An 11,673-nucleotide genomic window follows, 5' to 3' on the forward strand; every position below is an offset into this window, starting at 1 on the left:
AAACATCAACCGCAGCTAGGCTTTGGTTTTTTGTTACAATGCCTGCAAAGCAATTTAGGGTAAATAGCTGTGCTGCCGGTTCAAGACATATATCAACAACTCGTTACTACATTACAAAGTAATCCTATTACGTTATTACAAGCGCCGCCTGGTGCGGGTAAATCTACGTGGTTGCCGCTGCAACTAATGCGCGATGGGCATTTTAAACGTATTGTAATGCTAGAGCCTCGCCGAATAGCTGCACGTAATATTGCCAGTTATTTAGCAAAGTGCCAAAACGAGAGTGTTGGGCAAAGTGTGGGTTTGCGGATTAGGGGTGAGAGTAAAGTAAGCGCTAATACGCGCCTCGAAATAGTTACCGAAGGTATGCTAACGCGCATGCTGCAAAACGACCCTGAATTAAGCGATATAGATTTACTTATATTTGATGAATTTCATGAGCGTTCAATTGCAGCAGATACCTCACTTGCCTTTGCGCTCGAGACCCAAAGTGCGCTGCGTGAAGATTTAACCATTATGCTTATGTCGGCAACGCTAGATACCGAGCGTTACACTGCGTTTTTTGATTGCCCTGTAATTCAATCGAGCGGTCGCAGTTACCCAATAGGCGAAGTATACATACCCATAAAAGATGAAAGCCGTTGGCTTGATGCAATTCCTACCATAATAAAACAAGCACTTAATGAGCAAACAGGTAGCGCATTGGTATTTTTACCTGGGCAATTTGAAATACTACGCGTGCAACAAGCACTGAACGATTTACCCAGTAACTGCATAGTCGCAACGCTATTTGGCGAGCAAGATAAAGCTAATCAGCAAGCTGCTATTGCTCCTGCACCAAACGGTATGCGCAAAGTAGTGCTTACCACCAATGTAGCCGAAACCAGTTTAACTATTGAAGGCATACGCATTGTAATTGACAGCGGCAAGCGCCGTGCAGCGACCTTTAATTTAAAAACAGGGGTCACAGAGCTCACAACACAAAGTATATCGCGCTCCTCTGCTGTGCAGCGAGCAGGACGTGCAGGGCGAATAGAGCCGGGCATTGTTTATCGAATTGGCTCAAAGCAAACCTTTGAGCGACGTAATAGCCACGACAATCCCGAAATACTCACATCAGACATAAGCCAACTTATGCTTGAGGCAAAGCAGTGGGGAGCCAGTATTGATCAGCTAACCTTGCTCGATAAGCCCTCTGAGCAGCAATGCGAGCAAGCAAGTAACCTGCTTAACATGCTAGAAGCTATTGATAGCAAAGGTAAGCTCACACCGCTTGGCAGTAAAATGTTAGGTTTTGGTGCTGATATTCGTTTGGCGCATATGCTATTAAAAGCACAAATACTTGATGACCAACTCCCTGGTATTTTTAGGCTCGCTATTTATTTAGTGGCATTACTTGAGAGCCGAGTAAACAGTGCAAACGAGTTGAGTTTAGCGCTGCATAGCCAACAGCAACGTCCGCATCCGGTATTTAAACAACAGTTAAAATATTGGCAAAGCCGCTTAAAAGTAAAAGACGAAAACAGCGAATTAAATACGCATTATATTAGTTTGCTAGTGGCATTGGCGTACCCAGATCGCATCGCTAAAAAACGCGGTAATGGTTACCTACTTGCCAATGGTGCAGGTGCTGAGTTAAATGCCGATTACTGGCACAACGACGATTACTTAGCTATAGCAACCATGGGCGGGCACAAAGGAGGGCGTATATTTGCAGCCACCGCGCTTAACCCATTTGAGTTACAAGAATTTTTACCGCATTTATTTAGTGAACTTACTCGTTGTGAGTTTGATGAAAAATCAGCACGTTTTATTCATCAAGATGAAGTAAAACTTGGTGCTATAACGCTCACCAGCCAGCCTAGTAAACAAAAACTAGATAAGAGCGAGCGTGCTAAAGCGTGGCTTGACTTATTTGCTAAACATGGCTTTGCATTATTTAACGAGCAACCTGATGCGCAACAATTGCTGATACGTATGAGCCTAACAAGTAATTTAATGCCCGATAAATTTCCGCAAATAAACGAGCAACAACTTATTCAAAATGCAGCGCAGTGGCTAGGCGTGTTTTTAGAAGATATTAAAACGCTCACGCAGCTTAAAAAGTTTAACTACTTTGAAGCACTACAAAACTGTTTTGATTGGCAACAACAAACCGCTTTAAAAGCACTGTTACCACTGCGCTTAACGGTGCCAAGTGGCTCAAATATAAAAATAGAATACCAGCTTGATGGTCCCGCAAAGCTAAGCGTGCGTATGCAAGAAGTTTATGGCTTGACCAGTACGCCTATGCTTGCCAACGGTAAACTGCCACTGCTTATGGAGCTGCTATCGCCAGGTAAACGCTCATTGCAACTTACTCAAGATTTAGCCCACTTTTGGGCTAGCAGTTACCGCGATGTGCAAAAGGAAATGAAAGGTCGCTACCCTAAACATTTTTGGCCAGACGACCCAGCCAACAGCGTTGCAACAAATAGAGTGAAAAGCAAAATGTAGGTGTTAGTTACTTAAAGTTATTTGTTTTATTTTTGAACATATTAATATAGTGTTCCTATAAATGAATCAATATTTTTAACTACAGGGAATAAGTGATGAAGCTACTTTTAACGTTAGGTTTGGCTCTAGTAACTGCTTTTTCGGCTTATGCGGAAAAGCCACTCGACTTAAATGCGTTTGCGCAGCAGTATTATAAAACAATGACCGCCACACAAGCACCTAACGCAGGTGCTAAAGAGCTTGAGGCTTACCTTGCATTGTTAACCGATGATATTGGCAATCAGCACATTCCGTATCAACCGGATGACTCACGTACTCCTGATGGTAAAAAGCAGATGCGCAAAGGTATGAGTTTTTACTTAGGTGCGCACACGTTGTTTGAAAGCACACTGCTTAATACATTTGTGTTTAACGATACAGGCTTTGCTATTCGTTATAAAAACTATGTAAAAGGTATTCATCCGCAAAATAAGCAGCCAATTGAGTATACCTCCACAATGATGGAAGTGATCGAAATTGAAAACGGCAAAGTGGCGATGATCCGCAAGTATCACGAATAACAAATAAGGATATATATGAAACATTTACTTATCGCATTATCAATATTAATGCTTAGTGCATGCGTTAGCACAAAAAATGATTTTAGATTTGATGGCTCCACACCAGAGACAACTCAAATGGGAGTTAATAAAGTTTTAAAAGCATTAAAGCCTCAAAATTCAATGCGTTTTTTAGGCGCCTTAATCGCAATTCAATTTTCTGACGTGCAAAGCTTAAACGATATTATGGGCGACCCGACCATGATGGGGGAAATGAATTATTTTATTATTGGCAAAAAAATAGATGGTTTAAATTATTACGAAGTATTGGAGCTTGCGAGTTCGTCTCCATCAAAAGTTGAATTTTCTGTAGTGGAATAATTTCAGCTTTTTGTACTACTTTAAATGTGTAATACCAATCCGCAATAATGCTTAATCATTTTGCGGGGCTAAACGTGTCGCTACCTGCGTTAAAAAATTCTCATTTAGAACAACTAAATAGCGAATTTTTTGCCTAGCTATCAACACGTTTTTCCACCCTCAAAATAGACCACTTAATTAAGCGAATTGGTATAATTTTATGTTTATATTAAATATATTATTGAAAGGGCTAAAATTTTAACGCTATAAAATTTAATAGTAAGCTTTGTTTATTCCTGCTCATGAATTTATACTACGCTTTAGTAAGAAGCTAATTATTTATTATTTAGATGCAGCAAGTCTAAAGCATAAAACGTAAGCTACTTTGACTTAATTTTACACGATTAGATAGAGACTATGACATTAAGATTTTTTGTAATAATAGGTACTTTGATTTTAATGTGCTTTGTAACAAGTTTATTAGTTGGGTACCGCTATTTCTTTAGCCTGCCGACCATAAACACTAGTATTGAAGATTATCAAAATCGTGAATTATTAAGTCTTAAAATTGCGCTTGATAGAGAGTTTATATTTTTAGAAACACTCAATTATGACTACGCCGTATGGGATGACACCTATGATTATATGGCTGATTTTGACGCAGAATATGTAGATTCAAACTTTGTAGGGGATACCTTCTATTCTCTCAAAATTGATGGTGTGTTTATCTACGATATAAACTTTAATATGGTTTACGGACAAGCGTATGATTATATGAAGCATACCGAGTTTGATGCGCCTGATTTAAATTTACAGGTTAATAAATTAAACCGCGCAATTATTCCTAATTCAAAAGCCTCTGAAGACGACAACAGTTTAAGCCATTCTGGTTTTTTACAAACAGCGGGCGGCCCTGTCATGTTTGCATCGCATGTAATAAAGCGAACAGATAAAACAGGTGAGCCTGTTGGTAGTATTGTTTTTGTGAAAAAAGTAAGACCGTCGTTGATCAAGTCCTTAGCTGAGATTGCACAAGTAGAGCTTAGCTATTCACAAATAGAACACGCTAGTTCTTTAAACGATATTGCGACGCTTAAAGGGAGCCTCCAAGGAGAGGACATTGCCACTCAAAGGAAGAGGGTGATTCTAGATGTAAATGCTAAGCCATTGCTTGCTTTGAATATTAAGCACCATCACCAAACACTGCCAGTTTTATTTGATCACTATTTAAAGCTTATTTTGTTTATGTTTTTTGCAATGTCATTATTAGGTTTTTATATTGTAAATCGTTACTTTATTGAACCGCTTATTGGTGGTGCGTCCGCTATTAATTCAATGTTGGTTAAAAACGATTTGCAGCCTTTGAGGTTCACTAATCAATTTTTAGAAATGCGCGTTTTAATTAGCGGGTTTAATGCGTTAATTAAACAAGTAAAAGAGCAAAACTCTAAGCTTGAAAAAATAAGTAAAATTGATGGATTAACCCAAATTTATAATAGGCGTGCCTTTGATGAAATTATTGCAATGCAATGGACACAGGCTCAACAAGACCAAGGCTCTTTTGGGGTGATGTTAGTTGATGTAGATCACTTCAAAAATTATAACGACTTTTATGGTCATCAAGAGGGAGATGCCGTTTTACAAGCTCTTGCCCAAAAGCTAAAGCAAGTAGCAAAGCAAAACACAGGTACAGTGGCGCGCTATGGCGGCGAAGAGTTCATATTATTCTTTAAACAGCTTTCTTATGAAGAGTTTGTAGATATATCTCAGCAATTGCTTTTGACGGTTAGGGAATTAAATCTACCTCATGAAGCGTCGCCTGTACGTAAATATTTAACAATTAGTGCTGGGTGTGTATTTGCTACAAAAGAAACCTTAAGTGGTAATAATGTGTCTATGCAATCACTAATTAAAGAAGCTGACATAATGCTCTACGAAGCGAAAAACTCAGGTAGAGATAAAACATCAATCAAATCTATATAATTCAAGTGAATTATTAAAGGTGCATCAGCTGTTTTTTATTATAAAACGCTTAAACCTCTTTCCCGCCATGGCTCTGTGCTAGGTCGTCAAGTTCGGCGCAAGTGTAATCAAAACCACTTTCGTCGTATTCGTATGTCACTTTTACACTATCGCCGCCATTAAAAAGTCGTGTTTTTACATCGTTAACCGGCCAGTCTTTCAGCTCGTGTAAAAACCGGTTAGCAACTTGTGAAGATTCAAAACAATAGCGAATTTCTGTTTTCATAAATAATAAAGCTCTGGCTGTTTACCCCTGCAGCTAATGCATTATTAATGGGGCGTTCATGATTCGGTTACAAAAAATAAAGAGTTAAATTGTAAATTTTGTGTTTCAATAAATGCATCAAACTCGGTACACACTAGCGTACTTTAATTAACAAATGATGACGACTTTACATGCATTATAAATTTGCTCTGATCGCAAGCTCGGTTTTTATACTAAGCGCTTGCGGTGGTTCAGGCTCCGATAATACGCCAACCGTTAACGGAAATAAAATCCCCATTTTGTCAGTAGCTGATATTCCTAGTGAATTAAGTAAAGGCCAAACAATTGAGCTAACAGCAACAGCCAGTGATAAAGACGGCACTATTACATCGGTTGTGTGGCAACAAACGCAAGGGCCTGAACTAATTAGCGGGCCTTTAGAGGCAGTAACCACCTCAGTAACACTGCTAAATGCGCAAAGTTATAAGCCTGTTAATTACGCTTTTTCGGTAACAGCAACCGACAATGAAGGGGCAAGCAGTGTAAAAACGCTGAGCTTTATAGCGCGCAATAATATGGATGAGATTAGCGCCGCACGGTTACTACACCAAGCAACAATGGGGCCTAAGCTTAGTGAAATACAAAACGCACAAGGTTTAAGCGAGCAGCAATGGCTTGATAAACAAATAGCGCTACCTATTAATTATCACCGTGATTATTTAGTAAAGCTAAATGACGATGACGACTTTAAATACATAAGCCGCATAGATGCATGGTGGAAAGCAGTAATGCAAAGTGACGATCAACTTCGTCAACGTGTTGCGTTTGCGTTAAGTGAAATATTAGTGGTGTCGGATGAAAATAGTGCCTTAAGAGGCCAACCTGAGGGCATGATCACTTATTACGATTTATTACTAAAGCATGCCTTTGGTAACTATCGTGACTTACTCGAAGATGTGACGCTTTCGCCTATTATGGGGACTTATTTAAGCCATTTGGGTAACGAAAAAGCAGACGATACACTTAATATTCGCCCAGACGAAAATTACGCACGTGAAGTAATGCAGTTATTTACTATTGGCCTTGAAGAGCTAAACCTAGATGGCAGCGCCAAGCTTGATGCACAAGGTAATACCATTGCCACTTACGGACAGTCAGAAATAGAGGGTTTTGCACGCGTATTTACAGGTTGGACGTTTGCCGATAGTGAAACATTTAAGCGCAAAAGTCGTGATTATATTAAGCCAATGGAAGCATTTGACGAGTACCATTCTAGTAAACAAAAAACCTTACTAAATGGCGAGGTTATACCACAAGGTTACGCAGCAGAAGAGTCATTGCAAATAGCCCTTGATAACTTATTTAACCATCAAAATGTTGCGCCGTTTATTAGCAAGCAGCTTATTCAGCGATTAATTACCTCAAACCCAACACCCCAATACGTTGAGCGAGCAGCTAATGTATTTATTGATAACGGCGCTGGTGTACGCGGCGATTTAGCGGCTGTAGTAAAGGCTATATATTTAGATGATGAAGCGCGGCATTTTGGCTCAGTGCTTAATTACCAAGGTAAAATTAAAGAGCCTATTTTAAAAACTGTACAGTTTTGGCGAAATCTAGATGCTAAATCGCCAGCGGGTTATTATAAAACATGGAATTTAATAAATAACTACGGGCAAGGGCCCATGCAGTCGGCTTCGGTATTTAACTTTTTTAGGCCTGATTATCAAACCGCAGCTTTGCGAAATGAAGGTATTGTTGCGCCAGAATTACAAATAGCAAACGATGCAACACTGATTGGCACCATGAACGCGCTTTACGCAAGTTTAGTGTGGAGTACCGCTGAAGCGCACAGTGATTTAAATTCAAATGGTATTTATGTTTATATTCAAGACGACATGAATGTTTTAGAGAAACACGGTGTTAGCGCGCTATTAACTCAGTACAACACGCTATATTTTGCAGGCGCAATGAGCAGTGACACACGCCAAGCATTACTTGATTTAGATGCCTATTTTAATGAAGAGCAATACCGTGAACGGGTTTCGTATTTATTATATATGATTGCTATTTCACCTGAATTTAACGTGCAGTATTAGGATCGCATAATGAGCATTAATAGAAGAGAGTTTTTGTCGTTATGTGTAAAAGGCAGCGTATCGGCTGCCGCGTTAACGAGCCTGCAATTACAAGCATTAACTGGAGCGACTAATGCTGTTGAGCTAGGTGATTACAAAGCATTAGTGTGTGTGTATTTATACGGGGGGAATGATTCGTTAAATATGCTCGTTCCGCTTGAAGGCGAGCAACGTAGTGTTTACGAGCAAAGTAGGCAGAACCTAGCGGTAGAGAGCCCACTTGAGTTAAGTATTAAAAGCCAGTTTGCCGGTGGAGTCGGTATTCATCCCTCACTTGAACCTATACAAAATGTGTTTGAATCTCAAAATTTAGCATTTATAGGTGGGGTAGGTACTTTACTCGCTCCCACAACATTGAGTGACTATAAAAATAAAACAATAGGTTTGCCTAAGCATTTGTTTTCGCATAACGATCAGCAAGCTGCGTGGATGTATGGTCGAGAAAAACAATCACTTAATAGCGGGTGGGGCGCACGACTTTTAGAACGTTTAGAGCTACAAGATGAGTTTGCAGCTAATGTATCACTCGACGGTACTAATTTATGGCAAACGGGAAGTGCTAGCAATGCATTTGCGCTTAACAAAAGTGGCATTAGTAGTATTAACGCGTTTGGTGGGTATCAACCTCGTAGCGAGCACGTAACTTCTATTATGAACCGCTTACTAGGTAATACGAGCCATCCGTTAAGTACAGCTTATGCCAATGGCTTAACAAGTGCGATAAATAACACTCAAGCAATGAACAGCGCGTTAGAAAGCGCGCCTGCACTTATTACCCCATTTAGCGATAATAGCCTTAGTGAGCAATTTGCAGCAGTCGCTAAAACAATTAGCGTACAGGCAAAATTGAGCACTCAGCGCCAAGTGTTTTTTGTTTCTATGGGGGGGTATGATACGCACGATAACCAATTAACAACGCACCCTGCTTTATTAAATACGTTAGCTCAAGGGTTAAGTGAATTTGATAGCGCGATGAAAGAGCTTGATATGGCAGATAAAGTGACTGCGTTTACTATGTCTGATTTTGGTCGCACGTTGACCTCAAATGGCGATGGCACTGACCATGGTTGGGCAGGAAACCAAATAGTAATGGGCGGCGCAGTAAAAGGCGGCAATATATATGGCGAGCTACTAACTCAACATTTGGATGGCCCACAAGATACCGGTGGCGGGCGTTTAATTCCAAGTGTTGCTAATGAGCAGTACTTTGCCACATTGGCTCAGTGGTTTGGTGTGCCAAGCTCTGAGCTTGTTGATATTTTTCCAAACTTGAGTAACTTTGATCACACAACATTGGACTTTTTTGTGTAATTAGTCGCTAATAGTAATCTAAAAGCACTTGTTAGTAGTATAAGCTACTGGTTAATAGTGCTTATCTGTTTTAATAATAAAAATCACACACAATATAGGAATCATAAAATGAAAATTTTAGTGAGCTTAGTTAGTTTAATCGCTTTTTTACTCGTCATACTGCCAGGGCCTTTGTATAAATTTGGTATTGTAGAATTAGGTGTTGCGTTTACGGGGTTTAAATTTGGCGTTTATGCTGGTGGCGCTGCATTGGTGCTACTTATAGTACAAGCGTTATTTATGCGTAAAACGTTAACGCTAAGCAGTGGTGTTATTGCACTTGTATTTTCGGTTGTGGCTATTGCTATGCCACTTAATATGATGAACAAGGCTGAAGGTGTACCGGCAATTCATGACATTTCAACTGATTTAGTTAATCCACCAAAATTTGTAGCAATTGCACCACTACGTGCAAATGCATCTAACCCAGTAGAATACGCGGGTGAAGAAACGGCAGTACAGCAACGCAAAGCATACCCGGAGCTGGTAACGTTAAGCTTTGCACAATCTAAAGCCGATTTAATGACAGCAAGCGAACAAGCAGTTAAAAATCTTGGCTTTGCATTGGTAAGTGCAAATACGGCTACAGGTATTGTGGAAGCTACCGATACAACAACGTGGTTTGGTTTTAAAGACGATGTGGTAATTCGTATTAAAGATGAAGGCAGCCAACGTTTTGTTGATATTCGTAGTAAGTCGCGAGTAGGGCGTAGTGATTTAGGAAAAAATGCAGAGCGCATTCATTCAATTATTAATGAATTAAACAGCTTACTTGCAAAATAACTAAATTTAGCGCCCTAGTACTAATGATTGAGCCCAAACACTGTTTGGGCTTTTTTTGTGCCTATTTTATATTGTCAGGTTCTATTCACAGGCTATGTACTATGCTGTTGATGATTTAAATTTTTAACCACTATGGAGTTATTATGAAGACAGTAGGATATGCAGCAAAAAGCCAAGGTTCTGAATTGACAGAATTTTCTTTTGAGCGCCGCGATTTACGAAATAACGATGTAGAAATTGAAATTTTATACTGTGGTGTGTGCCATTCAGATTTACACGCCGTACGAAATGATTGGGGTGGCAGTGACTACCCATTGGTACCTGGGCACGAAATTGTTGGTAAAGTTATGTCGGTAGGTAGCGACGTTAAAAAATACAAGCAAGGCGACACGGTTGCTGTTGGTTGTATGGTTGATTCGTGCCAAAGCTGCGATCAATGTGATAACGATGAAGAGCAATTTTGCCGCGAAGGTATGATTGGTACTTATGCAGGCAAAGACCGCATTAGTGGTGAAATGACCCAAGGTGGGTATTCTAAACATGTTGTTGTACGCGAAGAATTTGTACTTTCCGTGCCAGAAAATTTAGACCTTTCTCGCGTAGCACCGCTACTTTGTGCAGGTATTACTACTTACTCGCCACTTCATAAATGGGGCGTAAAAAAAGGTAGCCGTGTTGGTGTTGTTGGTCTAGGCGGACTTGGCCATATGGCCGTTAAAAATGCAGTTGCAATGGGCGCAAGCGTTACGGTAATTGGCCGTAGTGAGTCTAAAAAAGATGATGCGGTTAAATTGGGTGCTCAGCACTACTTAGTGTCATCTAATGATGACGAAATGAAAGACTCGCAATCTGCCTTTGACGTCATTATAGATACGGTACCTGTAAAACATGATTTATCTATTTACACACCACTACTTGATATAGATGGTACTTTAATTATTGTAGGCCAAGTTGGTCCTGTAGATGAGCTAAGCACGGTGCCATTATTAATGGGTCGCCGTCGTATTGCAGGCTCACTTATTGGTGGTATTGCACAGACGCAACAAATGCTCGACTTTTGTGGTGAAAATAACGTGCTACCTGAGTGCGAAATGATCAACATTGACGAAATTAACACTGCATACGAGCGTATGGAAAAGTCAGACGTACGATACCGCTTTGTTATTGATATGGCATCACTAAGCGCTTAATTTTACCTAAAAAGAGCCGCTAATTAGCTAACACCACTCGTTTAAGAACGAGTGGTGTTTTTTCGTTTATACCTAACTGGATATTTTTGTGTCTTTGCGAGCACCGTTCGCGGATAAGCTTTTCGCTTTCTTTTCTCCGGTAATATTAGCCGTTTACCGTTTTCACGTAGTTCTTTTAGCTTTTTAGGGATTGTCCCGGGGCTTCGACCTGAGCACCATAAAAACTCGTCTTGTATTAGGTATAATGCGTTTATGAAACTGATGCGTAATGGCTCCACTTTATGGGCTTTAGCCATCTCTGCCATTTCAAGTCTCACGATATTGTATGACGTCAGAATACCCCAGAGCTCTTGATAAATACCTTCCTGTTTCAAGCTCCGTAGCGCTGGCTTATTAGATAATTGATATTGCTTGAGCTCACCATATCCTCGCTCTATTTCCCATCGTTGCCAATAAACATCGAGTAGCGCTTTCAGCGGGTACTTTTCTGGACAGGCGCATGAGGTGATGAATCCTTTTATTTCACCTTTAGGTGTCGGAATTTGAATAAGCCTTGCTTGCCATGTATCACCTAGGTAAGGGGCTGATTT

General features: G+C 40.1%; 10 protein-coding genes. 8 read left to right on the forward strand and 2 right to left on the reverse strand.

What is annotated here, in order from left to right; translation table 11 throughout:
• Positions 1 to 69 precede the first annotated feature (69 nt).
• From hrpB to AAEY62_RS14230, 4 genes are all read left to right on the forward strand, one after another.
• Positions 70 to 2,496, forward strand: coding sequence for an ATP-dependent helicase HrpB (gene hrpB / locus AAEY62_RS14215; protein WP_350635167.1), 2,427 nt, complete (start codon positions 70 to 72; stop codon positions 2,494 to 2,496).
• Positions 2,497 to 2,591: 95 nt separating this feature from the next.
• On the forward strand, positions 2,592 to 3,056 hold the full coding sequence (locus AAEY62_RS14220) for a nuclear transport factor 2-like protein (protein WP_007581226.1): 465 nt from the start codon (positions 2,592 to 2,594) through the stop codon (positions 3,054 to 3,056).
• A gap of 15 nt (positions 3,057 to 3,071) precedes the next feature.
• Positions 3,072 to 3,416, forward strand: coding sequence for a DUF6694 family lipoprotein (locus tag AAEY62_RS14225; protein ID WP_350635169.1), 345 nt, complete (start codon positions 3,072 to 3,074; stop codon positions 3,414 to 3,416).
• A gap of 396 nt (positions 3,417 to 3,812) precedes the next feature.
• On the forward strand, positions 3,813 to 5,378 hold the full coding sequence (locus tag AAEY62_RS14230; RefSeq protein WP_350635171.1) for a diguanylate cyclase domain-containing protein: 1,566 nt from the start codon (positions 3,813 to 3,815) through the stop codon (positions 5,376 to 5,378).
• A gap of 49 nt (positions 5,379 to 5,427) precedes the next feature.
• On the opposite strand, the gene AAEY62_RS14235 is transcribed toward AAEY62_RS14230, so the two are convergent.
• A complete protein-coding gene (locus AAEY62_RS14235; protein ID WP_002958138.1) occupies positions 5,428 to 5,643 on the reverse strand; it encodes a hypothetical protein in 216 nt (71 codons plus the stop codon).
• 170 nt (positions 5,644 to 5,813) lie between these two features.
• On the opposite strand from AAEY62_RS14235, the gene AAEY62_RS14240 reads away from it, so the two are divergent.
• From AAEY62_RS14240 to AAEY62_RS14255, 4 genes are all read left to right on the forward strand, one after another.
• Positions 5,814 to 7,721 carry a DUF1800 domain-containing protein gene (locus tag AAEY62_RS14240; protein WP_350635173.1) on the forward strand — a complete coding sequence of 636 codons (1,908 nt, stop codon included), beginning with the start codon at positions 5,814 to 5,816 and terminating at the stop codon, positions 7,719 to 7,721.
• Between the two features lie 9 nt (positions 7,722 to 7,730).
• The gene (locus tag AAEY62_RS14245) at positions 7,731 to 9,071 is read left to right on the forward strand and encodes a DUF1501 domain-containing protein (protein ID WP_010555167.1); all 1,341 of its coding nucleotides are present in this window, start codon (positions 7,731 to 7,733) and stop codon (positions 9,069 to 9,071) included.
• A 108-nt stretch (positions 9,072 to 9,179) separates the two neighbouring features.
• Positions 9,180 to 9,893 carry a DUF1499 domain-containing protein gene (locus AAEY62_RS14250; RefSeq protein WP_350635175.1) on the forward strand — a complete coding sequence of 238 codons (714 nt, stop codon included), beginning with the start codon at positions 9,180 to 9,182 and terminating at the stop codon, positions 9,891 to 9,893.
• Positions 9,894 to 10,036: 143 nt separating this feature from the next.
• On the forward strand, positions 10,037 to 11,083 hold the full coding sequence (locus AAEY62_RS14255) for an NAD(P)-dependent alcohol dehydrogenase (protein WP_197117839.1): 1,047 nt from the start codon (positions 10,037 to 10,039) through the stop codon (positions 11,081 to 11,083).
• 41 nt (positions 11,084 to 11,124) lie between these two features.
• On the opposite strand, the gene AAEY62_RS14260 is transcribed toward AAEY62_RS14255, so the two are convergent.
• Positions 11,125 to 11,673 (reverse strand): transposase (locus AAEY62_RS14260; RefSeq protein WP_350635177.1); only part of this gene is annotated, 549 nt, incomplete at its 5' end.

This window comes from Pseudoalteromonas sp. GW168-MNA-CIBAN-0100 (genome assembly GCF_040309225.1).
Lineage (GTDB): Bacteria > Pseudomonadota > Gammaproteobacteria > Enterobacterales > Alteromonadaceae > Pseudoalteromonas > Pseudoalteromonas arctica.